General features: G+C 59.7%; 21 protein-coding genes. 9 read left to right on the forward strand and 12 right to left on the reverse strand.

The features are described from left to right. The first annotated feature begins 7 nt into the window (after window positions 1-7). Window positions 8-886, forward strand: coding sequence for a crotonase/enoyl-CoA hydratase family protein (locus tag U5A67_RS24975; RefSeq protein WP_321816323.1), 879 nt, complete (start codon window positions 8-10; stop codon window positions 884-886). Window positions 887-1,059: 173 nt separating this feature from the next. Then, window positions 1,060-2,310: a mechanosensitive ion channel family protein gene (locus U5A67_RS24980; protein ID WP_321816322.1), complete on the forward strand. Its 1,251-nt coding sequence runs from the start codon at window positions 1,060-1,062 to the stop codon at window positions 2,308-2,310. A 4-nt stretch (window positions 2,311-2,314) separates the two neighbouring features. Here the strand turns inward: U5A67_RS24980 and U5A67_RS24985 are convergent, their stop codons facing one another. From U5A67_RS24985 to U5A67_RS25005, 5 genes are all read right to left on the reverse strand, one after another. Then, window positions 2,315-3,595: a patatin-like phospholipase family protein gene (locus tag U5A67_RS24985; protein ID WP_321816321.1), complete on the reverse strand. Its 1,281-nt coding sequence runs from the start codon at window positions 3,593-3,595 to the stop codon at window positions 2,315-2,317. A gap of 11 nt (window positions 3,596-3,606) precedes the next feature. Further along, window positions 3,607-4,389 carry a 3-hydroxybutyrate dehydrogenase gene (locus tag U5A67_RS24990; RefSeq protein ID WP_321816320.1) on the reverse strand — a complete coding sequence of 261 codons (783 nt, stop codon included), beginning with the start codon at window positions 4,387-4,389 and terminating at the stop codon, window positions 3,607-3,609. Between the two features lie 28 nt (window positions 4,390-4,417). Then, complete coding sequence (locus tag U5A67_RS24995; RefSeq protein WP_321816319.1) at window positions 4,418-5,215, reverse strand: acetoacetate decarboxylase; 798 nt, start codon at window positions 5,213-5,215, stop codon at window positions 4,418-4,420. Between the two features lie 350 nt (window positions 5,216-5,565). After that, entirely contained in the window at window positions 5,566-6,114 is a 549-nt protein-coding gene (locus U5A67_RS25000) for an acyloxyacyl hydrolase (RefSeq protein WP_321816318.1), read from the reverse strand. 391 nt (window positions 6,115-6,505) lie between these two features. Further along, window positions 6,506-6,970 carry a pyridoxamine 5'-phosphate oxidase family protein gene (locus U5A67_RS25005; RefSeq protein ID WP_321816317.1) on the reverse strand — a complete coding sequence of 155 codons (465 nt, stop codon included), beginning with the start codon at window positions 6,968-6,970 and terminating at the stop codon, window positions 6,506-6,508. A 96-nt stretch (window positions 6,971-7,066) separates the two neighbouring features. On the opposite strand from U5A67_RS25005, the gene U5A67_RS25010 reads away from it, so the two are divergent. Then, window positions 7,067-7,462: an SgcJ/EcaC family oxidoreductase gene (locus U5A67_RS25010; protein ID WP_321816316.1), complete on the forward strand. Its 396-nt coding sequence runs from the start codon at window positions 7,067-7,069 to the stop codon at window positions 7,460-7,462. Window positions 7,463-7,486: 24 nt separating this feature from the next. Here U5A67_RS25010 and U5A67_RS25015 read toward each other — a convergent pair whose 3' ends face one another. Both U5A67_RS25015 and U5A67_RS25020 read right to left on the reverse strand, forming a co-directional pair. After that, the gene (locus U5A67_RS25015) at window positions 7,487-8,920 is read right to left on the reverse strand and encodes a nicotinate phosphoribosyltransferase (protein ID WP_321816315.1); all 1,434 of its coding nucleotides are present in this window, start codon (window positions 8,918-8,920) and stop codon (window positions 7,487-7,489) included. A gap of 79 nt (window positions 8,921-8,999) precedes the next feature. Then, the gene (locus tag U5A67_RS25020; protein WP_205985129.1) at window positions 9,000-10,037 is read right to left on the reverse strand and encodes a bifunctional nicotinamide-nucleotide adenylyltransferase/Nudix hydroxylase; all 1,038 of its coding nucleotides are present in this window, start codon (window positions 10,035-10,037) and stop codon (window positions 9,000-9,002) included. Window positions 10,038-10,308: 271 nt separating this feature from the next. Between U5A67_RS25020 and U5A67_RS25025 the strand changes: the two genes are divergently transcribed. Beyond that, the gene (locus U5A67_RS25025; RefSeq protein WP_205985130.1) at window positions 10,309-10,773 is read left to right on the forward strand and encodes an SET domain-containing protein; all 465 of its coding nucleotides are present in this window, start codon (window positions 10,309-10,311) and stop codon (window positions 10,771-10,773) included. Between the two features lie 287 nt (window positions 10,774-11,060). Here U5A67_RS25025 and U5A67_RS25030 read toward each other — a convergent pair whose 3' ends face one another. Continuing rightward, entirely contained in the window at window positions 11,061-12,440 is a 1,380-nt protein-coding gene (locus U5A67_RS25030; protein ID WP_205985131.1) for a replication initiation protein, read from the reverse strand. 1,311 nt (window positions 12,441-13,751) lie between these two features. Between U5A67_RS25030 and U5A67_RS25035 the strand changes: the two genes are divergently transcribed. Then, window positions 13,752-14,960 (forward strand): AAA family ATPase, encoded by a 1,209-nt coding sequence (locus U5A67_RS25035; protein WP_205985132.1) that lies wholly within the window; start codon window positions 13,752-13,754, stop codon window positions 14,958-14,960. Further along, window positions 14,957-15,949 carry a ParB/RepB/Spo0J family partition protein gene (locus tag U5A67_RS25040; protein WP_205985133.1) on the forward strand — a complete coding sequence of 331 codons (993 nt, stop codon included), beginning with the start codon at window positions 14,957-14,959 and terminating at the stop codon, window positions 15,947-15,949. Before U5A67_RS25035 ends, U5A67_RS25040 begins: the two co-directional genes overlap by 4 nt. A gap of 2,737 nt (window positions 15,950-18,686) precedes the next feature. On the opposite strand, the gene U5A67_RS25045 is transcribed toward U5A67_RS25040, so the two are convergent. The 3 genes from U5A67_RS25045 to U5A67_RS25055 all read right to left on the reverse strand — a co-directional run bounded on the left by U5A67_RS25045 (window position 18,687) and on the right by U5A67_RS25055 (window position 22,070). After that, entirely contained in the window at window positions 18,687-19,277 is a 591-nt protein-coding gene (locus U5A67_RS25045; protein ID WP_321816314.1) for a flavin reductase family protein, read from the reverse strand. Window positions 19,278-19,375: 98 nt separating this feature from the next. Beyond that, complete coding sequence (zapE, locus tag U5A67_RS25050) at window positions 19,376-20,488, reverse strand: cell division protein ZapE (RefSeq protein WP_321816313.1); 1,113 nt, start codon at window positions 20,486-20,488, stop codon at window positions 19,376-19,378. Window positions 20,489-20,774: 286 nt separating this feature from the next. Beyond that, window positions 20,775-22,070 (reverse strand): DUF2252 family protein, encoded by a 1,296-nt coding sequence (locus U5A67_RS25055; protein ID WP_321816312.1) that lies wholly within the window; start codon window positions 22,068-22,070, stop codon window positions 20,775-20,777. Window positions 22,071-22,326: 256 nt separating this feature from the next. Here U5A67_RS25055 and U5A67_RS25060 point away from each other — a divergent pair, with 256 nt between their 5' ends. The 3 genes from U5A67_RS25060 to U5A67_RS25070 all read left to right on the forward strand — a co-directional run bounded on the left by U5A67_RS25060 (window position 22,327) and on the right by U5A67_RS25070 (window position 25,563). Further along, window positions 22,327-22,758 (forward strand): hypothetical protein, encoded by a 432-nt coding sequence (locus tag U5A67_RS25060; RefSeq protein ID WP_321816311.1) that lies wholly within the window; start codon window positions 22,327-22,329, stop codon window positions 22,756-22,758. A 117-nt stretch (window positions 22,759-22,875) separates the two neighbouring features. Further along, the gene (locus U5A67_RS25065) at window positions 22,876-24,990 is read left to right on the forward strand and encodes a phosphocholine-specific phospholipase C (RefSeq protein WP_321816310.1); all 2,115 of its coding nucleotides are present in this window, start codon (window positions 22,876-22,878) and stop codon (window positions 24,988-24,990) included. 138 nt (window positions 24,991-25,128) lie between these two features. Next, entirely contained in the window at window positions 25,129-25,563 is a 435-nt protein-coding gene (locus U5A67_RS25070) for a GFA family protein (protein ID WP_321816309.1), read from the forward strand. A gap of 163 nt (window positions 25,564-25,726) precedes the next feature. Here the strand turns inward: U5A67_RS25070 and U5A67_RS25075 are convergent, their stop codons facing one another. Then, window positions 25,727-26,608: a LysR family transcriptional regulator gene (locus U5A67_RS25075; RefSeq protein WP_321816308.1), complete on the reverse strand. Its 882-nt coding sequence runs from the start codon at window positions 26,606-26,608 to the stop codon at window positions 25,727-25,729. Window positions 26,609-26,673: the final 65 nt, after the last annotated feature.

Raw genomic sequence — 26,673 nt, forward strand, 5'->3', positions numbered from 1 at the left:
GACAACCATGACCGATACCGCCAAACCGTCGTTCGAAACGCTGCGCTACCACGTCGAGGACGGCGTCGCCACCATCACGCTGCATCGCCCCGAAAAACTCAACGCCTTCACGGCGACGATGATGCAGGAATTGATCGCCGCCTTCGACACCACCGACGCCGACGACGCCGTGCGCTGCGTGATCGTCACCGGCTCGGGCCGCGCGTTCTGCGCGGGCGCGGATCTTTCCTCGGGCGGCGAAACCTTCGACTACGCGAAGCGCCTGGGCACGAGCGTCGAAACGGTGCATCGCGACGGCGGCGGCCGTGTCGCCCTGCGCATCTTCCGCAGCCTCAAACCGGTGATCGCAGCAGTCAATGGACCGGCGGTGGGCATCGGCATGACGATGCAATTGCCGATGGATATCCGCCTCGCGTCGAGCGACGCGAAATTCGGCTTCGTGTTCGGGCGGCGCGGCATCACGCCCGAAGCCGCGTCTTCGTGGTTTCTTTCGCGCGTGGTGGGCATCTCGTCGGCGCTCGAATGGTGTTACACGGGCCGTGTTTTCACCGCCGATGAAGCGCTCGCGCGCGGTCTCGTGCGCTCCGTGCATGCGCCCGCGGATCTCTTGCCCGCAGCGTGGGCGCTGGCACGCGAAATCGCCGATAACGTCGCGCCGGTCTCCGCGGCGATCTCGCGGCAAATGATCTGGCGCATGGCCGGCGCGAGCCATCCGATGGAAGCGCACCGCCTCGACAGCCGCGCCATTCAGTCGCGGGGCCGTTCCGCCGATGCAGCCGAAGGCGTGAGCGCATTCCTCGAAAAACGCCCTGCGGCCTTTCCGAACCGCGTTTCCACCGATATGCCGGATTTTTTCGACTGGCAAAGCGAGCCGCCGTTCGTCTGAACGCGCCCTTTTCAATCACGCGCGTGCGGAACCTCGGCTCGCTTGCGCGGTCCCTTTCAAGTACCCTACGATTTGCCGGCACGGCATCGATTGCGTGCCGGCGTTGTTTTTTTAGGTCGCGTTTTACGTTGCCCATGCTGTGAAGCGCTGAAAAAAGGAATCCGCAACACCCCATGAATGTGAATGAAATCTGGTTTGAGCCGCTGGTTGGCTCGCTCGTTCTGCTTGGCGCGGCAAGTGTCGTCGCCGCCGCTGTCCACTTCCTGTTGTTCCGCGTCATTGCGCGCCTCGCGCAGCGTTCAACCACCCGCATCGACGATGCCCTGTTCGAATTCGGCGCCTTCAAATGGCTGAGCCGCGTAGCGCCCTTCGTGGTGATTCGTCTGGGTATCGACATGGTGCCGGGCCTGCCCGCCACGATTGCGCAGACGGTCGATAAAATCAGTTTCGCGCTGATCGTGTTGCTCGTGACGATGACCATCAGCGCGACGCTTTCGGCCTTCGAACATGCGCATCGCACCGCGCGTCAGGATCAGCCGCGCCTCTCGCTCAAGGGCGCGATGCAACTGGTCAAGCTCGTGATGTTCATCACCGCGGCGCTAATTGTGATTGGCGATGCTACGGGCAAGCAGATCGGGCTGCTCCTTTCGGGGATCGGCGCGATGTCGGCGGTGCTGATGTTGATCTTCAAGGACACGATTCTCGGCCTCGTGGCAGGCGTGCAGCTTTCGTCGAACGACATGCTGCGCATCGGCGACTGGATCACCATGCCGAGCGCGGGCGCGGACGGCACGGTGATCGACATCACGCTCAACACCGTCAAGGTGACGAATTTCGATCACACCATCATCACGATCCCCACCTGGAAACTCATCACCGAGAGTTATCAGAACTGGCGCGGCATGACCGAGGCGGGCGGGCGGCGTATCAAGCGCGCGCTGTTTATCGACGCCACCAGCGTGCGTTTTCTGCAGCCGCAGGACGTCGCAAGACTCGAACGTCTCACGCTGTTGCAAGACTATCTGGCGCAAAAGCGCGATGCACTGACGCAATTCAATGGCGCGCTAGGCAGCGCGGGCGAATGCACGGCGAACCGCCGCCAGCTCACGAATCTGGGCACATTCCGCGCTTATGTGGATCAATATCTGCAACGCCATCCGCATATTCATCGCGAGATGACCTGCATGGTGCGCCAGTTGCCGAGCGGTGCAGAAGGCATTCCGCTCGAACTCTATTGCTTCACCAATACGACTACGTGGGTGGAGTACGAGTCGATTCAGTCCGATCTGTTCGATCATCTGATTGCGGTGCTGCCTGAATTCGGGCTGCGTGTTTTTCAGAATCCCTCGGGTTACGACATGCAGCAAGGCCTGCTGGGCGCGCAGGAAAAACGCGGCGAACGCGAAAGCGCACTCGCCGCGTAAACGCTCAGGCGGGCTGTTGGACGTCGACGGGCTCGTGCGACGTCGGCAGATCGTTGCGATCCGATTCCGGCACCTCGCCAGCCCGGCGGTGGATATCGTGCGTTACGAAACCCTGTTCGCGGCTCGGCACCGCGAACCAGTCAGGATGCGAGAACGACGCGCGTATATCTTCCAGCCCGCTCGACCAGTGCTCCTCCATCGTATCGACGCTGAACTCGTAGTCCTTGTAGTGGCCTTCATAAGGTTTGTTCTTGTAGATCAGATGCACGACGTTGATCGACGAACCATCGGCCACGGTTTCCGCGAGGCGAAACAGCGGGTCGCTGCGGCGCGCTTCGGCGGGCACGTGCTCGAGCAGTTCCTTGATGAAACGCGCGTGCTTCTGCCGATCGGCGAGCATATTGGTGATGGCGCGCGTGCGGCTCGAATACTGGATGTCCTTGGCGCGTTCGGCCACGTCCATGAAATCGGCAGGCACGTTGCCGTTCGCACTCCATAGATCGACCTGAAAAACCAGCGTGTCCTTGTGGTCCGCGTCACGCAGAACCTCCGTGAGCGGCGTATTCGAAACGAGGCCGCCGTCCCAGTAGTATTCGCCTTCGATCTCGACAGCCGGAAAACCCGGCGGCAATGCGCCCGATGCCATGAAATGCTCGGGTTCGAGACGCATCTTCGTGTTGTCGAAGTACACCAGGTTGCCGCTGCGCACGTTCACGGCGCCCACCGAAACGCGGGTGGGGCCATCGTTGATGCGGTCGAAATCGGCGAAACGCTGCAGCGTGGCCTTGAGCGCGGCAGTGTCGTAATAGCTCACTGAATTGGGCAGCGACTTCTGCCAGCCCGCGAGCGGCAAGGGACGACGCGGCGCGAAAAAGCCCGGCTGACCTTCGGCGAGCGCGCGCCCCGCCGCCCACATGCTGGCCCAGCGGCGCGCCAGATCGTGATGGCCGAACAGCGGCAGCGCGAGCGAACCCAGATTGCCGAACCAGTCGAGCGGATGGCAGATCGACTCCCAGAAGCCGCGCAAGGCGGCCACGCGCTGGCCGGGCTCGTTACCCGCGATGATCGCCGTATTGAGCGCGCCAATCGACACACCCGCGATCCAGTGCGGCTCCACGCCTGCCTGCGCCAGCCCTTCGAACACGCCGGCCTGATAGCTGCCTAGTGCGCCGCCGCCCTGCAAAACAAGGGCGATTTCGTCATAGCGCGGCAGCTCAAACGGCTTGCGCTCCGAGTTGCGCGTGGATTTGGCCTCTCTGCGGGCGGTTGTATTGCTGCTGCGCATGAACGCCTCCTTTAGTGCATCGACCAGCCGTGCGTGACGAGCACCGATTGGCCCGTCAACGCATTGGACTCGAAGCCCGCGAGGAAGGCCACGGTGTTGGCGACATCGTCGAGCGTGGTGAATTCGCCATCGACGGTGTCCTTGAGCATGACGTTCTTGATGACGTCCGCCTCGGAAATGCCCAGCGCCTTGGCTTGTTCCGGGATCTGCTTGTCGACCAGCGGCGTGCGCACGAAGCCCGGGCACACGACATTGGCACGCACGCCGCGCGAGCCGCCTTCCTTGGCGACCACGCGTGCCAGGCCCAGCAGACCGTGCTTGGCCGTCACATAAGCGGCCTTGAGCTTCGAGGCTTCGTGCGAATGCACCGAACCCATATAGACGATCGAGCCGCCCTTGCCGCTGCCGTACATATGCTTGAGCACGGCCTTGGTGGTGAGGAATGCGCCATCGAGATGGATCGCGAGCATCTTCTTCCAGTCACCGAAAGCGAATTCATCGACCGGGCTGATGATCTGAATTCCGGCGTTCGACACCAGCACATCGATCCCGCCGAACACCTTCGCGGCTTCCTCGATGCCCGCATTGACGGCGTCTTCGTTGGTGACGTCCATCGCCACGGCGAGCGCCTTGCCGCCTGCCGAAATGATGCTGTCGGCGACCTTGCCGGCTGCCGCGAGGTTCAGATCGGCGATCACGACGGCCGCGCCCTGCTGAGCGAACATCCGTGCGCAATGTTCGCCAATGCCACTTGCCGCACCGGTAATAACGGCGACTTTGTTCTTCAACGACATAAGTAATCCTTACTGAATGAGTTAAAAATTAGGTGAGCGCCGGTTCTTCGTCGCTATGGCGCGCCGGCTTTGCAGCGGTATCGGCCAGATAGTCGAACGCGACTTCGCCGATATCGAGCGTGAGATTGGCGATCACATGACGTGCGCCCACCACGCGGCGCACGGGCAGATCGGCCACTGGCGCGAGGGCGTGCGGATGCAGTTCGAGCGCGGCCGGACCGCTCCAGGCGCCATGCACGGTGACATCGCTGAGATAGAAGCGCACGAGTTCGCAGATGCGCGCCGTGCCGTCCACGTGCGGAATCACCTTGAGCAGATAGTTGGGGGTATCGGCCAGCTTGCGACGTTCGTCTTCGTTATTCAGAACGTTGTGCTTGTAGCCCATGGTGCCCGTGGCAATGCGCTGCGTGCCGTAATCGAGCGTGCCGAGCAGCGTGTCGTTGCCGTCCACGCCCAACACCGGGCGGGCGAGTTTCTTCGGAAAGCCCCAGATTTCGCGGCCGCCCGCGATCGGGCCTTCGTCGTCCAGATACATGGAGTGCGTGTAGTTGGCGAGACGGCCCTGCGGGTCGCGCACCGACACCACCTGCCCGCTTTCGGTGTAATCGCCGAACCCCGAAGAGTCGGGCATGCGGATGAATTCGTAGTGCACGAGATTGTTCTCGGGCTTGAGCGGTTCCGGCACGATGGCGCGCAGCGCATCGGGATCGGTCTCGTACGTGATGATGAAGTATTCGCGATTGACGAAGCGAAACGGCGGGCGCGGATAGGCCGGATTGTGAACCGGCATCGCAAACGCTTCGCGGCGGATTTTTGCTAGATCCATGCTGTCCTCATGACTGGGCTGCGGTAAAACGTCGCGACTCATCATAGAGGTGAAAGCGCAGTTCAGTGGTGATGGATATCAATAAACACTGTTGCGATCGCCGTAATCAAGAAGGTTTATGAAAGGAAATAGCCGTATATTATTCACGGCATCACAATACCCTTTTCACGTCCATACGCTGGTTGTTGCGCTTCCATACCTTATCCGTTGCAGGAATCGGATAAGAACAATCGTCATAACATATAAAGTTGCACGCACAACTAATATGTTGAATGAATCAAGCGGTGATAAAGCAGAAAGTTGAGCGTGCGCCGTGCGAGCGACGGCGCATGAGACGCGTACAGGAACAACTAGAAATTGTACTGCACGTAGATCTGGCTGAAATTGATACCGGGGTTCGGGTGCTTGAGTCCGGCGTTCGATAGGTGCTGGAAGCGAAAGCCCACCTGATAGTCCTGGTGCTCGCCGAACTGTGCACCTACACCAACCATATCCGCAAACTGGAACGAAGACGAGAAGCTTCGATCCGGCGTTTCGTCCACGTGCGAAAGCAGGCGTACGCCCACACCCGCCTCGATGAAAGGACGGATAAAGCCGGAGTTCTTGATGAAGCGGAACACGGGCGTAAAGCCGAATTCCCAGATGTTTGCATTGGCGGACGGTCGCTCGCCGATGTCCCAGTAGGCGACGTGTCCTTCGCCCACCACGGTGAAATGATAGCCGCCGATATTCCACCATTGCCAGCCGGGGTCCCACACAACGCCAAGGTCGGCTTTCTTCACGTCGTGGTCGGCGACGCCGCCGGCAAACTGGACGCCCCATCGGTCCGCGTGTGCGGCCGTCGAGCCGAGGCACAAGCCCGCAAAAAGAATAGCGAGTGGCAGTTTTCTTTTTCGCATTTCCTCACTCTTTCGATTATCGATTCTGATGCGGCACGATCGATTGAATGATGAAAATGCCGCGTCGAAACCCGGCGAATTATAAATTCAGGGTCATCTTTATTGCCCTATCTTCAGCGCAATGCTTTATTACCGAAAACGGGAAAGTCGAGATATCGAAAATAGAAATGGTGAATTGCGTTGAGTGTTTTCGGATACAAAAAAAAGACCTCCGCCTTTGCGCAAGCGGAGGTCGAAGTCGGTTTGGAGACCAGCGTTGTTCATCGCCTGAACAACGCCCGCAGATATTAATGATGTACGGTCAATCAATAAACTCACTAGTGCGCATCAGTCCATTGCGTTCATTGCAGCAATGTGAATGCGATCAGATGCGTAAATGGGTCAGCGCGTTTTATACGTGCGTACGCAGCATCGCAATCTGTTCGCGCCAACGCGCAATCACACTCTCGCGCTCATGGAGCCGGAACGTCACACCGCTGAGCACGTCGGCATATTTCGCGCGATGCACGTCTACGCGCTCGATATGCAGGCGAAACACGCTGAGATTGAGCGCAGTCTGCTGTTCGGCAACGAGGCTTGCGCGGGCGCGGATTTCCAGCAGTGCGCCGTCGTCCACAAGCGAAAGCGTCAAACGGCCATCGCGCGCCATGTTGTGTGCGGTATTCGAATTGGGCCACATCGCGACGAGCAGCGTTTGAGGATCGACGGCCAGCACTTCGCCCACGCTCAGTTGCGCGCCGTGCGGCCAGCCATCGGCGCTCACCGTCGAGATACGGATGGCGCCATCGGCGTGCATTTCCAGATGGTCGCCGTCGAACGCGGTGAGTAAAGGTGCGGGTAATGTGTGATCTTGCATCGGCTTCTCCTGATCGTGTGACGCGACGCCAATCTACCGCATTGTGCGCGTTGGCGGAGTAAGCTGTGGACCTCGACGACGCACGGGAGATCCACCATGACCGACGATGAAACCTGCCTGCGCAACGTGGTCGCGCAATGGCACGCGGCCACGAATGCGGGCGACGTTGACGCGCTGCCCGCGCTGATGACCGAGGACGTGACATTTCTCGTCGCCGGTCAGCCGCCCATGCGTGGCCGCGACGCCTTCGTGCAGGCGCTCAAGCCTTTGCTCGTCACCCATCGGATCGAATCGACGGGCGCGATTCAGGAAATCGAGGTCTCCGGCGATCTCGCCTGGTGTCGCAGCGAACTCGATGTGCGTGTCGTCGCGCGCGACGGCAACACGGTCATGCGACGCGCAGGCAGCGTCCTATCTATCTTCCGGCGCAGCCCCGATGGCTGGCAACTCGCGCGCGACGCCAATCTGCTGACGCTGCAGAAAGACGCTTGACCTCGCGCGCGCGGGCTGCAGGCGTCAGGCCTCGTCGGCGTGTGCACGCTCGCGGATCGTATCGAGCGTGACATCGACACAGAGACGCCCGTTTTCATAGACCGTTTCGAGCGCTTCTTCCCAGTCGCGTTCGAGCGTGCGATCTTCCCAGGCGAGCGGCAAGGTCGCGGTGCGATATTCGCCTGTACGACGGTTGCGCAGCAGCGTGAGGCGGCCCATCTTCGAGCGCTTGCCGGCGTCGGTCACCGGATCTTTGCGCACGCCGGTCCACGTATCGCCCAGCCGGATCGCCGAACACTTCATCGCGAAGCGCTGCGTATCGCGATCCACGCGCTGCAACAACGCGCCGCCCATGCCGAAGGTGACGTTGTCCGCCGCATAGCCCGCGTCGTCGAGCGCCGCGAGGATCGCTTCGATCGAGGCCTCGTTCACGCCATCGCCCTGAATCACACGCACGGTGTTCAACACACGGCGGCCCCGGCTATTGAGCGTCGAGCCAAACGATGCATCGAGCGCGCGCACCGTTTTCATGACGATATCGACCGGCTCGCCGGAGTCCGGCCGGATCACAAGCGTGGCGCCGGAGTCGAGCACGGCCTGCTTCAACTCGCCGCCCCAGACTTCGAGCGCCGCGAACAGATCGTACGAATCGGAGACGACCGAGACGATCGCACCCGGCTTGCCGAATTGCGCGAGCATGTTGCGGTAAGCGTCGGCCTCGCGCTCGCGGCCCCAGGAGGTGATGGTGCTGTGCTCGGCTGCGGGCACCGAATACGCCGCCATCGACGCGTTGTAGTAGCGGTTCGCCGCGATCACGCCCAGCACGGTATCCGAGCCCATGAAGCTCACGAGGTGAGCCGCGCCGCCAATCGCCGCGCTTTCGGCGCTCGACACGCCACGCGCGCCGAAGTCGTGCAGCTTGAACGGCAGTTGCGTGAGATCGTCGCTGGTTTTGCGCAGATAGCGGCCGATCGTCTTGCGCAGGTGCCAGCTTTGCGTCGCAACGGTGATCGGATACCAGAGGCGCAGATTCATTGTTTCGATGTACGAAGCAAGCCAGAACACTCTGGGATCGTCACACTCGACAGTCATGAGCACCTGATGCGTCGGCACAACCGAGCCTTCTGGCACGGCGCGAATGCGCAGCGGCAGATAGCCGCCGTACTGCTCGACGATATAACGCCAGCCGGCTTCGTTGAATGGCTCGCCGTGTGCGCCGAAAAACAGCTTCGCTTCGTCGATCATCTGCGCCGTGATGGGACGGCACAGATATTCTTTCACCAGCATTTGCAGGCCGAAAAACACGGTGCGATCGTAACGGCCGCCACGCGACTCGACATACGAAAACATGCCCGTCGCTTCGGGCGGATATTGCAGAAAGTGGGAGGCCTTGTAGGAGTCCGTATTAAGAATCGGATTGGCCAGAACGGATGCGAACGAATCGAATTGGGCTTGCATGGCTAGAGCTCCTCTATGCCGTTGAGAGTCCGCCGGGTCTTTCCCGACGGGGTAAAACTGTGCGTCCTGCTACGTGTGCCTAGAGTTTGCCGAGGAACAGATGCGCGATATCGAAGTGATCTTCGAACATCACGTCGCGCATGCGCGCAAACGTGTTGAGCGGCACCCAGCGCGCCTTGTCGGCATCGTCGCCGCCCTTCACGCGCGGCAGATCGCCAACCGGAAAATGAAAGAGGAAAGCATGGGTGATGGTGCGCCCGCGCAGCGAGCGTTGCGGGTGATCGAAGACCTGACGGTCCTTGATCGAGCCGCGCAGCACCGGCTCGGGCAGCTTGAGGCCGGTTTCTTCGCGCAGTTCGCGAATGCAGGCGGTTTCGAGGCGTTCGTCCTGATTGACGAAACCGCCTGGCAGCGCCCACAAGCCGCGGCCCGGTTCGCTACGACGACGCACGAGCAGGATATGGCCGGAATGCACGACGAGCGCATCGACGGTCACGAAGGTCACGGGATAAGGCGCAGCAGCCCAGGCCTTCTGATAACCGGCGATGAATTCGGCTTCCGACTTCAGTTGCGCAAACTCGGGCCGCGTACGAAAACCTTCGAGCCAGTTGTGCACCGGCGCGGGCACAGCCCACGAGACGAAGCTGTTGCTGCGCTCCGCAAACAACTGCTCGCGAATCTCGGTCGCGGAGATGTCTTCGGTGGCGTCCGTTTCGACAAAGTCCCACTGCGGGAACATGCGCAGATAGTAGGAACTGCTGTCCTTCTCGTGCCCGATCAAGCCGATACGGCGGCCCGTGGTGTCGCCCAGTTGCGCGGCCACGGCGTCCTGAATCCAGCGCAGCCAGTCGCCGTCGTTGTACATCGAGTCCTGCACGGGCGCGATAAGTACCCGCTCGCGCTCGTCTTCGTCGAGCATGGCGAGAATCATCTGGCGGCGTTCGTCGAAGGAGAACGGGTCCTTGATGGTACGCGGGCGGTCGGTCGAACCAATCAGCACACAGACACGCGTAGCGAGTCCCAATGCGCGGCGCAGCACATCGAGGTGACCACGATGCGGCGGCTGGAAACGGCCAATGAAAATCAGTGCGTCGAAACGCGAGGTATTCGTGCTCATGAGGCTCCCTCAAGAGATTGGCGGTCGTGGGTCTGTCCCTTGACCGAGCGATCATCGTAACGCTGTCAGAGCGATCGCGTCAACCGGTTTGCCGCGCTTCCGGCGATACGAGGATGCGCGAACGCCGCCAAAGCGCTGCACCGGCATATTCGAAACGTCATATTCGCGACTATTTTCTCGACTTATACTCGCGCGAATACAAGGCGCCGGTCGTGTCGTGACCGGGCGCATCGTCCCCAATCGCATCGTCTTCACTCTCGTTACGGCGATCATGAAACGTGTGTCCGTCCGGCAATCGCCGGTGCATGGCAAAGGCGTATTCGCACTCTGCGGGCTGCGCGCCGGCGAGCGTATCTTCGAATACAAAGGCATGGTGACGACGTGGCGCGAGGCCGCGCGCTGGAATGCGCGGCGCGATGTCTCGGGTCATACCTTCCTGTTCGGTTTGTCCGATGGTCGCGTAATCGACGGCGGGCGTGGCGGCAATGGCGCGCGCTGGCTCAATCACGCGTGCGCCGCAAACTGCGAAGCCGTGGAAGACAGTGGCCGCGTCTATATCGAAACGATCCGCGAGATTGCTGCGGGCGAGGAACTGTTCATCGATTACGCGCTGGAGATCGACCAGCAGACCGACGACGAAGCCCAGCGCGAATATGCGTGCCGCTGCGGCACGCCTTGCTGCCGGGGCACGATGCTAGGCGCCGGCGCAGTGGAAACGGTTGTTGTGGCAGCGTGATTTGATGAGGATTACCAGGTAATTCGCGCCGAAGTTCGCGCTTGACAGTGGGTGTCGAGCGCCCGGCGTGCGGCCATCGAGGCGCAAAAGTTATCCACAGTTTCCGGGGATAACTCTTGGGATAAGCCTTCGGATGAATCGCCCAAGTCATTGATCCCACGTCGATATTTTTCGACGCGCTTCGGGATCATCGGGCTGCCTGCACACTATGCGCAAAGTCGCGCCCGAACGGCGCGATCGCAACGATTTTTTGCCAGGCACGTCGCCCTGCCACGAGGGCAGGGGACTCACAGCCCGCTCTGTTTGAGCTTGCCGTAGACGAACTGACCGAAGTACCAGGACAGATCGGAGTGGTTGAGGATGTTCACATCGGAAAGCGCACCGGCCTCGAGCTTCAGGCGGCGCAGCATGAGCTTGCCGGCCTGCGAGGCGATGTAAAGACGCACGAGCTCCTTGCGGGTCTTCTCGTCGGCCGATTCGAAATGCTCGCGACCGCGCTGCACTTCGTCGTTACGGCGCGTGCGGGCCTCTTCGTCGCGGGCGGCGATGCTCTGCTTCACGGCAGTGGTGGTCGCCGCCTTGGCGGTTTCTTCGGCGTCCACAGCCGCCGCGCGTTCGCCCTGGATCGCCACCATCTTGCGCTCGGCCTCCGAGACCTGCCAGTTATGGCTCAGCGCCTTCATGAGGTAACCCGCCGGGCTCTTCGTCACCTTGCCCTGGTTGAGGCGGAAACGCGTGTACTCGATCGCCTGCTGGATGCGCTCGTCGGTCCAGTTCACGCGATGCTCGGCGATCACGTCGAACTGCTTGTTGCTCAGGCCGAATTCCTCCTTGAGCGTGAGCAGCAGGTCGTGCGCGTCGGGCTGACGGCTCAACATCGCCGCAACCGTGTCCTTGCGCTTCAGGCGAAAGCGGATCTTGTTGATCTTGCGCGAGGTCTCGGAGTCGGCACGCGTCTCGTAGCTCAGGTCGATATCCGACAGCTCGTTGATCTGCTTGACCGCAGGATCGAGGTATTTGGGCCGGAAATGTTTGAACTCGGATGCACTCGAACCCAGCTTGCCCGGCCAGCGGCGCATGACGTCGAGCTCGATCCAGTCGGTGAGGCCGGCAAGCACATAGGGCTGCACGTAGTCGTAAATCGCGCGCGCAAAGGTCTGCGAAAACGCGGCGGTGATGCAGAGGTTGAGCCAGTGATGCTTCTCCGGCCCGGTGATGTGGCGCAGCATCAGCGGCGGAATGCGGAACTGGATCCGCCCCTTGCCGATCTTGACGCTGCCCATCAACTGCTCGGAAATCCACTGGTCGTCTTCGCTGGGCGCGCGGTCCGGCGGCGTGTCGGTCACTTCGATCAGGACGCGCTGCGCCTCCTTGATCACGCTCTGAAGGTGACGCACGTTGCGGCTTTCGTAGCGCATCAACCACTTGAAGTAGTTGAGGTCGACGTCGTAGGTCTCGTGCGGAACCGGCTCCTGGGCTGCGATGAAATACGCCGCGTCGATGAAACGCCGCGACGACAGGCCGAGCCCGTTGATGGCAACGAAAACGTTGTTGCGCTGAAAGCCGATCTCTCTCGTGCTCTCGCTGATAGGTTGCCCGGACATCTCTTCGAACAACCCAAGCGACATTTGCTGGGTGGTCGTCCTGCGTCCGCTGTCCTCCGACATTCGCGTGCTCTCCGTCGATATTGGCGGGGACTCTATCACTCCGTTTACACAAGTCAACACAATAACCGTTACCTCAAACGCCACGTACGAAAAGCGTCGACACAAAAAACGTGCCGAACTGCACATAAACCGCGCCATCCCATGCACATAAAACGGCACCCTTGCGCACATAGAACGATGCCTTCAGCACATAGACCGTTTCTTTTCGAGGGCAAGTCTTTGAAATCAAAGAATTCAGGGCGCTACGTTAGTGGGTTTGTAGGTTTTTTGTTTTTAAGTAAACAAACCAACCTCGTAAAAAAAGACGCTTGGTACCGAAATTTGTGCTGATCGGCTAGCAGAACAGGGAAATAAGACGCTTGAGCGCAGGTGATCGAGCCGCAAGCCGCGCTCATTGCTGTTTTATTGGGCAATCTAGGGTTAACACGAGGTTTTGTGGCTGGAAACGCTCGATAGCAAGGCAACGTTTTGTGTGCATCTCCTGGATCGGATGGTAACGGTTCATGTGCAGATGAGGATTCAAGTCCTTTCGGCGCAGCGAAATCGCGTTTGGTAACGGTTTTTGTGCGGATTGAAGCCGGAGACAGCGATGTAGTGGTTTTTGTGCGCGGAAGTGTGGCGCGAGAGAAGGCAACGTTTAATGTGCAGCCGCAGGTATCGGCATCCTTTACGGCGTCAGCGGCTGTTCTTAGGGCTGCGGGTAACGGTTTTTGTGCGATCAAGCTGCCTGACGCCGCTCGCCGCGGGGTTCCGCTGGGCTTTCGCAGTATTCAGTTTGCTATTTCTGTACAAGCACGATGATTCGCGTGCGTTTTTTGTGCAGATGTATGGAAGTGCAGCGCTCGCAAGGATTCTGGAGAAATGCGGTAACGGATTTTGTGCCATTTCGCCGCGTACACGAGTGCAGCCGCAGTAAAAAAATACAATAGCCGTTGTGGCAATTCCAAAGCGACTGCATGGACTTGTACCAAATGGCGAAAGTGCACAAAAACCGTGACTTCTGCGAATTGGCGCTTGCCGAAGCTGGAAGAGGCGTCTGAGTCAACGCCGGGTTAGTCGTGGCGGCAGGAGACTTCTCAGTGTTCTCTTGAATATTTGCTTAAAAAATAGGCAAATCGACGGAGAGGGGCTTAGGGGCCTCCAGGCGGGCTTGGCCGTTCAGGATAGGCCAACGGCTGGACGAGCCCGTCCGAAGCCGTTATAGCGCGAATAAAAAGGTCGTTTTTTTCGAAAACCGGTCTCAATCAGTGTGTTTCGATACGCTTTTCCTGTATTCTACGCTTTATCCAAATTCCGATGAAAAGCGTATTAATGGCAAAGACTATCGAATTTCCATCAATTGACCGGCGCGTCGACCTTTCGGCTGTCACGCACTTTGCGGAAGAGGCGGGGCTACTGTCGGAAGAGCTTCGGGAAATGATGCTGGCGCCGAAGCCGCGCAAGATGGCACCGACGTTTACCTCGGCCCAGGTTGCGGAACTGTGCGGTATCGACCGGATCAAGCTCAATAACCTGTTGGCTACGCGCGAAGGCTTGCCCCAAGGCGAAGCGCAAGGATCGGGACGTAGCCGGGTGTTTACGTTGCCTGAAGCGCGTGTCTGGGTCCAGCAGGTTTCGGATATTTATCAGACGCCGCTCCACACCGGCGTGCGCGATGCGGACGGCAAGGTCATTCTCGTCGCGAACTTCAAGGGCGGTTCGACTAAAACTACGACGACGATGTGCCTCGCTCAGGGGCTGACGCTGCGCGGCCGCCGCGTGCTGCTCATCGACCTCGACCCGCAAGCTTCGTTGACAGAGCTCTGCGGTCTCTATGCGGAGAAGGAAGTGACGGAGGACAGCACGGTCCTGCCGTACATCTACGATCCGCAAATGGAAGGCGGCCTGCTGAACTTCGTCCAGCCGACGTATTGGGATGGACTCGATGTCATTCCCGCGCACCCGACGTTGTTCTCGGCAGAGTTTCACATTCCCGGCACTGTCATCAAGAATCCCGGCTTCAAGTTCTGGGATCTGTTGCGCGAAGGCGTGAAATCGCTGCGCCAGCACTATGACTACATCCTGCTGGATACCGCGCCCTCGCTCTCGTATCTGACGATCAATGCGCTGATGGCAGCGGACGCAATGGTGATGCCGCTCGTGCCGGAGAGTCTCGACTTCATCAGCTCGGTGTCGTTCTGGAGCCTCTTCTCCGATCTCGCGCACACGATCATGGAGCGCGGTGACGAGAAGACCTACGACTTCGTCTCAGTGCTGCTTTCGAAGGTCGACTACGGCAAGACGTCATCGGCGCCGGTTGTGCGCTCGTGGGTGCAGCGTACCTATAAGGATTGGGTGAGCTCGGTGGAAGTGCCGGCGAGCTCGGCGATGAGCAACGGCGCGCTGGCTATGGCCACCGTCTTCGACATCAGCAAGGGCGATCTGGCAGACAAGACGGTTGCGCGGGTTCGGCAACCGCTCACCGACTACGTGCGCTGGATCGACGATCTCTACGTTGAACAATGGAGGGCCGGGAAATGAGTTCGTTCCGCGACAAGATGGCGGCGAAGACCGCCGAGCTTGGCTCGGCCTCCGAGCGTCAAACCACCGAACGCCCGGCGCCAGTAGCCCAGGAGCCGCGCCGTAGTAGCGCTTTCAAGACCGGCCCCGGCATGCTCGGCGCACTGGCGGTCGCGCAGCAGCGTATTCAGGAACTGGAGACGAATAGCGACAAACTGATGTTGCCGGTCAGCGCGATCCAGCCAAATCCTTGGCAGCCGCGCAAGATATTCAGCGACGAGGGTCTGGCGTCGCTTGCTGAATCGATCCGTGAAGTTGGGCTTGTTGAACCGGTAGTCGTGCGTCGCGCCGATCACGGTTATCAACTGATTGCTGGTGAGCGTCGGCTTCGCGCGCATGTGATTCTGCACGCGGAAGAGATTCGGGCGTCGGTGATCGAATGCTCCGACCAGGATATGGCGGTGCTGGCGCTGGTGGAGAACGTCGGTCGCGAAGATCTCACGGACTACGAAATCGGTCAGTCGCTGCGCCGCGCAGAACAGGAGTTTCCCACGCGTACGCGCATGGCTGAAGCGCTGGGTATGTCGCGCAAGGGGCTGTATCGATTCCTCTCGTTCGAAAAACTTCCGGATTTTGTTCGCCGCGATCTCGATCTGAATCCGCGCCTGCTAGGCGGCTCGGCGGCGGATGAGATTGTTTCGGCGATCAAGAAACACGGTGCGGGTGGGCTTTCTGCTGCGCGCGAATTGTGGCCGGCAGTCGTGGCTGGGACGCTGGATCAAGGCAAGCTGGCCGCCGCGATCGGGGCGCAATCGAACCGCAGCGAGGTCCCGCAGAGCGTTTCAGAACGTAGCATCGAGAAGATTTTCTCGGGGAAGAGCCACGCTGGCAGTATCACGAAGGACACGAATAGCTTCACGGTGAAGCTGAAAACGGGTGTGCTTTCGGATGCTCAGGAGACGCAGATTCGTGAACTGATCAACGAACTGTTCAATGTGAAACCTGGCTGAGTGGATTGGCTGGAATTTGGATTGAGGATTAAGCCCGCGAAAGCGGGCTTTTTTTATTGGTGAGTTGAAAGAGTGTGTCGAGTCGACACGGGCGGTGGGCATGCTGGTGCTGGCTGCTTGTGTCGACTCGACACATGGAAACGGCCTAGATCTCGACGGAAGATTGTTTCGGCTCTGCAGGTTGCTGGAGTAGGAGACCGGGAGGCAACGACTACGTGTGTCGAGTCGACACACGTAGGGAGTCTCGACGGAAGATGTGGTGTGGCGGCACGTCCGCATTCGCTCGGGGGCACTGGAGCATGCGGAGCGCTGATCTTGATTAGGCGCTCATCTTTGCAGCGATCGGTTCATTCACCCGGTCGTTGGAGGTGCGTATTCACTGCTACCGAGTCTTGGGGACATTGCGCGATTGATCGCCCTATGAGTCGTCGTGTGTCGACTCGACACACGACGATATGAGCGCTTGCCGCGACATTGGGCCAAACCTACAGAACGTTTGATCGTTGTTTCGGGCCATGCTCTGATCGTTGCGAGGAAGCGGTACTACCCGTCGCTAATCCTCATCTCACAGCGGCGAGTGTCTGATTCGAGCGCCGGCCTGCAAATCTGAGATGCAGGATATCTGTCCTATTCGCGAGTGCGGGGCAGCCAAACGGGTTTGTCAAAGCGAGCACTATTCGCTGCAGAACCGGGTATTCGAGAAGGGAAGGGTATTAGGGGGCAACTTTGCCTTGTTCGGATGTCGTGCGCCTTGTGTCGAGTCGACACAGTTAGTTCGTTTGAAGAAGACACGTGGGATGAGCGCGCCTGGGTCTAAGCGTTGGCAGAGTAAAGCCGGCGCTTTGTGCCGAGGCGAATACGGTGGAGTGCGCGATGTGATCGAGCAGGGCGCCGTCAATTTTCTGTCTGCGACGGTTGGCTGTTCTCATGGCCCGCAGTCATGCGCGAGGCAAGGTCATGGGGACGAGCAGATGAACTGCGTGATCCTGCCTGCTAGTGACTCTCCCTGAGGCCTGATGAGTTTGGGCAGGTCTCAATGGCCTTAGTCAACGCAGTCGATCGGGCCGGCACGTGGCGCGACGCCTCGGTCTTTTGTGTCGACTCGACACATGACGTCGCGCTCCCAACCGAACTGGGCGCGCGAGATAGGGCAGGCAGGGAAGTATTGGACGATGCATCGGCAGGAAAGTGTGTGTCGTTTCGACACACGAGTGCTCAATGGAGATCGTTGTACCGGGCGCGATTTCGCCGCGTCGAGAACTCTGAGTTGGCTTTGTGGATGCTCTTTGCAATGTGCCGATCTGCGCGAAATGGGCAGTGGTTTGCTCCGCGAGGAATCGTTCCGGCCGTCAACGGGTGACGACGGGGACACTAGCGAAACGCATCGAGCCGCCAATGAAGTCACTTATGTTCCCGAAGGCGAGCGACCTAAATGTGATGTATGCGGCTAGTTTCGATGCTCACGAACTGATTCGCGGCAACGCCACAGGTCATTGCGCCGCTAGCTTCACGAGGTCGTCGCCCGAACTGTGTCGACTCGACACAGGATTATTTTCCCAGCCGCCGGTTTGGGATTCCGCTAGCTAGGTGGACCAGGCAGCGCTTCACGCCCGTAGTTAAAGTTGCCCCAACTCAGGGACAACCGGTGTCTGTGTCGAGTCGACACACACGATTAGCGAAGGCCGACACGCTTGCGGAAAGCTCGGTGCCTCGATTTTGTCGAATGTGTACGCATCGATGTCGATGGAGCAGAGCGGAATCCCATCGGAACAACAGGGCGATTCTAGACTTAGGTGAGTGCCAGTTTTCGCCGATGTCATGACGTGATTTGTGCGATGCGCGCGAACTGCTCAAGAAGGGCTAGCGGCACAGGTTGCACTTAAGGGCGACGCGGTCTCCGCCATAACCGTGACCTGAGCGCTTGCCGAGCATAGGGTGCTTCTCTTCTCTGCACTGGCCCCAACCAAGAATCGTTGCAAAATCGCGCTCGCCCTGGGAAGCTCTCGGCTGCGAAGAAGGCAGTATGTGTTGGCACATTCGGCGAACCGGTGCGAGACAGATAGCTAAAGCCGAGCAGACGGGTCTCGCGATACCGACAAGCCATTGCGATTTAAGCCGTCACTGCTCTCGACTCAGGCACATCTGTCAGCGCGCGGCAAACGTGACGATGAGCACTACGAGGATAGAGACGTTTGCTTAATACATATTGGGTGGTCAAACGCATGCAACCAGAGCAGTTAACGCAACTAACCATCAAAAATATCACGGCCCAGTTTGTGCAAAAAACAAACTGAATCGACACCGCTGACGATCTAGAGAGGCAAGTGGCTGAGACGGCGCCTGTATTCTCTGCTCAACTGCGACCCCGCGATACCAATACGTCCAAAAACTAACGAAACTGCACCACTTCACACCTTCAAAACCCGCATTTAGCGGCCCAAAATCGCCGTCAGAACACATCTCGTGAAACATTCGCATCAAATCGAGAAATACGATAAAATCCTTATGCATCAAGCGCTTGCGCGATAGAAACTTGTTCTTGTAAGCAATGTTCCACGGCGCGAAGTGTTTTAACCCTCATAAAAACAGCGCTTAAAGCACAATTACAAACAAGCGCACGAAAAATAGCCCAAGACGTATATTTCACTACGTATTTTGTAATTAATCGAATAAGCGACGCTTCAAACCGCAGCGGTTTCTCTTCCCGCCGCAGTCTGCTCAAATTCCCAGCACGTCTTTAGCCAGCAAGCGTTCGCGCCTTAACGGCATCGCTTGCGAGCGCGAAATTCCCGGCACCAAGATGATGGATCGTGTGCAGGTCGCGATTGCTCTCATCGAATACCCAATGTCCGCCATCAAAGACGCGCGGATCAGCAGCCGCTGACACCACTTCGCAGAAGCACGTGTCGTAAGCATCTTCGGTGTGCTTCTCAGGAATCAGTCTGCACTCCATCCACGCGGCGAAACCTTGCTCGATAACGGGCACACCAAGCACTGGGCCTTTCACCGCGTCGATTTCGAATTGCGCGAACTTGTCTGTTTCGCGACCGCTTACGCTACCGACGGCAAAAGTCAGATCCATCGCAGCAGCACCCGGGACGCAGATCGCAAAGTTGCCGCTCGCGTGGATCAACTCACGCGTGAAGGTTTTCTTGTCGATGACAACGGCGATACGCGGTGGCGTAAATTCCACGGGCATCGACCACGCAGCGGCCATCACGTTATGACGAACTCCATCCGAACTGGTGACCAGGATTGTGGGGCCGTGATTGATGAGTCGACTCGCATGTTCGAGTGCGACAGGTTTAAAGCGGGAGAGTGTGTCCATCGTGTTGTCAGTCCTTCGTGTCGAGGTGCGAGGGACTGTACAACAGTTGGAAAAATGCTGCGGCGCGCGCCGGAGCCCGGCGCGGTCAGGGGAGGGGGTCAGCTGGTGATTGTCGAAGAGCCCGAAACGGGCGCGGCGCTCGACACACTCGACACATCCGTGGTGCGATGCGTCCGCTCGAGTGCAGTCACATAATCGTGCGACTGCATTTCGGCGAGCCGGCTCGTTGTGCGCGATACATCGTGCGCACCATCCAGTCCTTCAAGCGTTGCTCGCACCGGCCGGTCCGACGCCATAAACAGCGCGTGCTTGCGGTCGTAGAGAATATCGATCAGCCAGACGAAGCGCTGCAGTACGTCGCGCCGCTGGAGCATCGCCGTGTCCAAACGGTCAAGAATTACGCCGCGCCAGCGTTCGGCCAGCGCGAGATAGTCGAGGTGCGAACGCGGCGTGCCGCACAGCGCATCAAAGTCCACCCACACCAGTTGCTTGCCCGCCGCCGTGATTGGCAGCGAGCGACCGGCCACTTCAACATCTGCGGGATGGATGGATGCTTGCGCTTCGTATTCAGCAAAAATCGCCCACAGCGCTTCGCGCGTGCCATCGAGCGGGGCGAAGTAACGCGGTTGTGTCGACTCGACACACTTTTCCCGATAGTCGCGCGCGCCGTCGAACGCGATGATGTCGAAGTGACGCTCGATCCGCGCAATGGTCGGCTCGAAGCGCTCGTGAAATTCTGGGTCCGGCAAAAGCATGCGTGGCGCATAGTTCGAGGTCAGCACGATACGCGTGCCGCTCGTCAGTGCCGTTTCCAGAAATCGGCCGATCAGGAATGCGTCGGCGATATCGTGCACATGGAATTCGTCGAAGTAGAGCAGATCGACGCCGTCGAGCCACGCGCGCGACACATCGCCGAGCCGATCGTCGCTACGCGGTGCCTGCACGAGCAGACGGTTGATGTCGCGAATGAACTGATGGAAATGGATGCGTCGTTTTGAACACGGCGCGAGCGCGTAAATCGTGTCGACGATCAGACTTTTGCCGCGCCCAGGCAGACCGTGACAGTAGACGCCGCGATGCTCGCGTTGAGCCGCTTCTGCGCGGCTACCCTTGAGCAGGGCGCAGAGTGTGTCGATTGCCCTTTGCTGACTTTCGTCCGCGACGATCCCTTTTTCGGCAAGTGCGTGGGCGATGGCGGACGGCTCGATCATGCGAAGACTCTAAATCAGCGTTGAAAAGGCGAGGCGCGTACTCGACGCGCGGACGCGCCAGTTTATCAGCGGGGCTTCAAAGTCTGTCGCCATCTTTGCTTCACCGCCACCCGACGCAGCGAGGGGATTCTGAGCCACGTGATCATCCAAAATCCCCACGCAATTGATGTTCGTAATTCGTAACAATACATAGGATTACGTATCAATATACAGATTATAGAAATCGATAAGCATTGCGAATGAAAAATAAATTGCTACATCAAGCCACGTAAAACAAGCACAAAAATCACGCCGTTCGCTTGTCCGTTGCATAACGCCGGCAATGTTCCAGATACCCGGCTTCATGGCTGCTCGCCAGTTGGACCACACTGTTCCAGAGCCAAAGCGGCGCATCAATCGTCCTCGACCGGCTGCGCCGCAGTTCGGCAAGCCAGCCGCGTCGCGTCGGCGGGTCCATCTGCCGCGCGTGTGCCTTGCCTACCACGGCTGCGAGATAAAAGGCGACCTTGCGTGCATCGTCTTTATCGAGTTCGTCGATTTCGAGCTTGAGGTCTTGTGGCAGCAACTCGCGTATCACCACAGCGCGATCGAGCAGACGCGCGGCGCGCATGCGCTCGCCCAGAAACGGTGAAAGATGACGCGCGCCTTCGACGACACGTTCGGCGTTATCGCGCGGCATCGACGCATCTTCATAGCGCGGCGCAGCCGCTTTTACGCCTTCCTTGATGTCCATGAGACAGAGATCGTCGCCTTCGATCACACCGCCGTCCACATCGAGCAGCACCGCGTAACGCAGTCGCCCGAGCGAACTGCAGCCTTTCACCCAATACGCGGCATCGAGCACTTCCACGGCGCCTTCGTCGCTGCGACCGCGCAATCCTGTGGGCAAACTGGCGATCGCTTCATCGGCGAACAGCGACGCGATTGCCTTGCCCTCCGCGCGCGTGAGTGGCCAGAAGCGCTTGCCGAGCGGAATCGTCGGCCGGAGATCTTCGATGCGTTCTTCGGCGAGATGTCGCCACGAACGGCGTACCGCAAGCTTCATCGCCAGATGCACCGGCTCGGGCCGTTCGGGCAATTGCGGCTTTTTGCGCTTCGTTTCGAATGCCGATTGATAACCTGCGGCAAGCGCCTCGATCATGTGCACGATGGTGAGACCCGAGAGCGCCGATCCGCGCGCCGCCGTCGCAAGCGAAAGCCCAAGACGAATCAGATCGTGCGCAGGATTGCCGATGACGGTCTGATCGAGATCGCGAATATGCACCTCCACCTTGCCGTCCTGATTCGCAATCGGTCCGAGATTGCCGGTATGGCAATCGCCGCAGATCCAGATCGCCGGGCCGCGCGGCAGCGAACCGCCATTTGCATCGACGATCCACTCGTAAAACTGCTCGGTATTGCCGCGTACATAGGCATGCGGCGAGCGCGCCATTTTCAGGCGGCGCTGCTCGGTGAGAATCGCCTGGCGATCGGCAGGCTTCGGCAGTTTCTTTACGCGCTTCGCGTCTTTGGCGTCCAAAAGAAGCGCATTGTCCTGCGTCTCTTTTCTACTTTTCGATTTACTTTCGGTTTTGTTCGTCATTTGCGTCCCCTTCGCATGTGCGCAGGTGCAGTGCAAATGGCGTGCCTTGTTTTATTACGTTTTGAAAGGCATTCCCGAACCCAACGCACCCAACGTTACACAAACAGCGCATATCGACGAATCATGCGTCATAAAACTTAAAAGCGTTTTCGCTATGCTTCGACGTTGTCTTACCGCTGCTTTCCAGTGCGCGTAAGACGACGCTCGGGCCGCCTCCTCGAGCCGTTGTTGTGCCTCTATCTGGACGGAGACTTCGATGACGGTCGATTTCGTGCCGGCGCGCCCGCTATGGTGTAGCGCGCCGCGCAAACGTTTGAGCCTGCCCGGCGTGTTCTCACTCGCGCTTTTCAGCACTTTCGTTGCGTGCGCAACGAGTGCTTGCAGTAACCGCGACGACGACACGCGCGTCGTGCTGACCACGCGCGCGGAACGCGATCTCGCGCAAACGCAGCCTGCGCCTGCGCTATCTGCTGCCGCGCAGCAGCAGGGCACATCTTCGCTTGCGGGCGCGTTCTCGTCTCCATCGAATTCCCCAGACAGTGCAAATGGCGCCGCGGCGATTACCGCCATCGCTGTGCGCTCGCCCGCACGCGCCGCGGCTGTATCCGATGGCGCAAGCGGGGCGGAAGGCATTGGCAGCACCGGCGACGCACCGCTCGCACCTCCCGACATTCACACCGCAGACTGACGTACCCGCAGCCGTACCCGAAACGCAGCACCCGGCCGCGCGACCCCGCGCCGTCTGCCGCCATAGGGCGGCGCGGCGTCGCGTGTGCCTTCTCAACCCGACGATGGAAACCACAATATGACTTCGAGAAGCCGCCGTGATTTTCTCCGCACCGCCGCGATGAGCGCCGGTTCGGCCACCGCCCTGACGATGCTGCCGCAAGGCATCCGTAACGCACTTGCTATCCCCGCGAACAATCGCACGGGCAGCATCCGCGACGTCGAGCACATCGTCATCCTCATGCAGGAAAACCGTTCGTTCGACCATTACTTCGGCACGCTGCGTGGTGTGCGCGGCTTCGGTGATACGCGCGCCATCACGCTGCCCAACGGCAAACCGGTGTGGAACCAGCCGCTCGCTGCAGGCGTCGGCGAAGTGCTGCCGTTCCATCCCACCGCTGCAAATCTCGGCCTGCAGTTCATTCAGGATCTGCCGCACGACTGGCCGACCACGCACGCCGCGTGGAACGGCGGCCGCTACGATCAGTGGGTGCCCGCCAAGGGCACGACCACGATGGCCTACCTCACGCGCGACGATATTCCGTTTCACTACCAGCTCGCCGATGCCTTCACGATTTGCGACGCCTACCACTGCTCGACGCTGACCTCGACGGACCCGAACCGCTATTACATGTGGACGGGCTGGGTGGGCAACGACGGCAGCGGCGGCGGCCCGGTGGTCGATAACGCGGAAGCCGGCTATGGCTGGTCGACGTATCCCGAAGTCCTGCAAAACGCGGGCATTTCGTGGAAGATCTATCAGGACATCGGCGAAGGTCTGACCGCGAAAGGGTCGTGGGGCTGGACGGGCGATAACCCGTACATCGGCAATTACGGCGATAACTCGCTGCTCTATTTCACGCAATACCAGAACGCGCAGCCGGGCAACCCGCTTTACGATCGCGCACGCACGGGCACGAACGTGCTCAACGGCGGCGGTTATTTCGACGTGCTCAAGCAGGACGTGGCGAACAACACACTGCCGCAAGTGTCGTGGATCGTCGCGCCGGAAGCGTATACCGAGCATCCGAACTGGCCCGCGAACTATGGTGCGTGGTATGTCGATCAGGTGCTGCAGATTCTCACGTCGAATCCCGAGATCTGGAGCAAGACCGTGCTGCTCGTGAATTACGACGAGAACGACGGCTTCTTCGATCACATTGCGCCGCCGTTCGCACCCGCGTCGAGCGCGAATGGTTTGTCGACCGTCGATACCAGCAACGAGATTTTCCCGGGCAGCAGCAAGTATGCGTCCGGTCCGTATGGTCTGGGGCCGCGCGTGCCGATGCTGGTGGTCTCGCCCTGGTCGCGTGGCGGCTGGGTCTGTTCGCAGACGTTCGATCACACGTCGGTGATCCGCTTTATCGAAAAGCGCTTTGGTGAACAGCACAATCTGGCCGAGCCGAATATCACGCCGTGGCGTCGCGCGGTGTGCGGCGATCTGACGACGGCATTCAATTTCGCCACGCCAAATGCAGCGCTGCCTTCGCTGCCTTCGACGAGCAGCTACGCACCGCCGGATAAGATTCGTCATCCTGATTATGTGCCAGTGCCCCCGCTGGTGGGCAGCGTGCCGAAACAGGAGAGCGGGGTACGTCTTGCGCGCGCGTTGCCGTATGAACTGTTCGTGCGCTTCAATGCGAATGCATCGTCGGGCAAGGCGAAAGCGCACTTCATCAACACGGGGCGCGCGGGCGCGGTGTTCCTCGTCTACACGGCCAATAGCACCGATGCGCCGCTCACGTATACGGTCGAAGCGGGCAAGCGCCTGGAGGATCAGTTGACGATTGGCGCGACGGCCGCGTACGACTTCACCGTGCACGGGCCGAATGGTTTCCTGCGCCGCTTCGCAGGCAAGCAAACGCAGACGGGCTGGTTCGGCAGTGGCGAAACGGCGCGCCCGGAAGTGGCCGAAGGCTACGACGTGGCGAACGGCAATCTGCAATTTCGCCTTGAAAACACGGGCGGCGCGCGTTGCCAGTTCACTATCGTCAACGCCTACGATCCGGGCACGAAGATCCAGCGCACCGTGCGCGGCGGCGATACGGAACAGCTTTATCTCGACCTGCGTAACGCGTATGGCTGGTACGACCTGACGATCACTGTCGATAGCGATGCGAGCTTCGTGCGCCGCATCGCGGGACACGTTGAAACGGGTCATCCGAGCTATAGCGATCCGGCGCTGGGCGGCTGATACGCGTAGTTTTTCTTTGTCGACCACGGTTGCGCCGCCCGGCGCGCCGTGGTTTTTTGTTGGCGCTCGACAAATCGCGGATAAGCGAAACGTGGTCAAATCCGGCCACGCAATGTGTATGCAAACTCCGGAGACAAAATGAGCGAATCACACCACCAGATAGCCTGCTTATGCGGCGCCGTAACGGTCGATCTGACTGGCGAGCCTGCCGCACGCGCGAACTGTCATTGCGCAACTTGCCGCGACTTTTACGCGACGCCGATGCTGTCCGCGACCGCATGGGCAAACGAAAACGTAGCACCGCACGGCGAGTTGAGCGTCTTTCAGCATCCCACGAAACAGATGTCGCGCGCCTTCTGCCCGAAGTGCGGCGAAACGCTGTTCGGCACCAATCGCCTCGGGATGCGTGTTGTGCCCAACAGCCTGCTTGCACGCGCGAACGGCGGCACGCTGCCAGCCAATCGCACACCATCGATGCATCTCTTCTACCGGCATCGTGTGATTGACGTGAACGACACGGTGATCAAATACGTCGACGGTTGGGACGGTCCCACCTACGAGCCCGCGATTTGAACAACAACGTATCCGAACGCCAACGCGCGATATGCCGTAAATACGGCCTTGCTTAGACACCACCCGAAGCAATGGTCGCGCTGGCACCGGGCTCGCTCGAACAGCAACCGGTATACGGTACGCGCGTGATGCTCGCGGCAGCCGAGAACATCGACGATGCCGGCTACGAAGACGTCTGGTTAGCCGAATGATTCACCATGAGGCCGAGCAGCATGCGGGCCGCGTCGCTCATCTGTAGCACGTCGCGATGCACGATGCCGACGTCGCGATGAAACGCGTGATGGCCGAGATCGATCGCCCGCACCTGCGCCGGCCAGCGTTGATAGCTGGCCGTTTGCGGCACGAGCGCCACGCCCGCCCCCTTGCCGACCAGCGCGACGATGGCTTCCAGCTCGTCGAGTTCGCACACTTCCTGCACGACGATCTGCATGCGGCGCAGAAACCGGTCGACCAGACGACCACCAAACGAAGCGCGGTCGTAGCGGATAAACGGCTGCTGCGAGAGCAGCCTCATCCAGTCGCTGCCCTTGAGCGCGCGCGGCACGATCAGCCGGAACGGTTCGCTCGCGATCGCACTCCAGCGCAAATCGCTCTGCAGCGTAAAGGGCGGCCGAATGATCGCGGCGAAATCGAGTTCGCCTGCATCGACCAGATTGACCAGTTCCATCGACACACCCGGCACCACCCGCGTGTGGGCGCCGGGACATTGCCGATGAAAGGCCGCGAGCGCGTCAGGCAACAGCGCGCGCTGCACCGAGGCAATCGCGCCGATATTCAGGCGCACCGCCACGGCAGGATCGACCGCGACCGTACTCAGATTGCCGTAAAGGCGGATCACTTCCTGCGCCTGCACGAGCAGTTGCTGGCCGCGCGCACTTAAACGCGCGTTACGGCCTTCACGCTCGAATAGCGCAAAACCCAGTTCGCTTTCCAGGCGCTGCATTTGAGCGCTCACGGCAGCTTGAGTCAGGCCGATGCGCTTGCCGGCGGCGGCAAACGTGCCTTCTCGCGCCACGGCCAGCAGCGTTTTGAGTTCGCGGATCATTCACAAACAATTTTGATGGATCGGGAAATTATAGTTTGATTTTATTTTTCAACGATACGGCCTAA

The sequence above is a fragment of the Paraburkholderia sp. J69-1 genome, from assembly GCF_905220255.1.
Classification (GTDB): domain Bacteria; phylum Pseudomonadota; class Gammaproteobacteria; order Burkholderiales; family Burkholderiaceae; genus Paraburkholderia.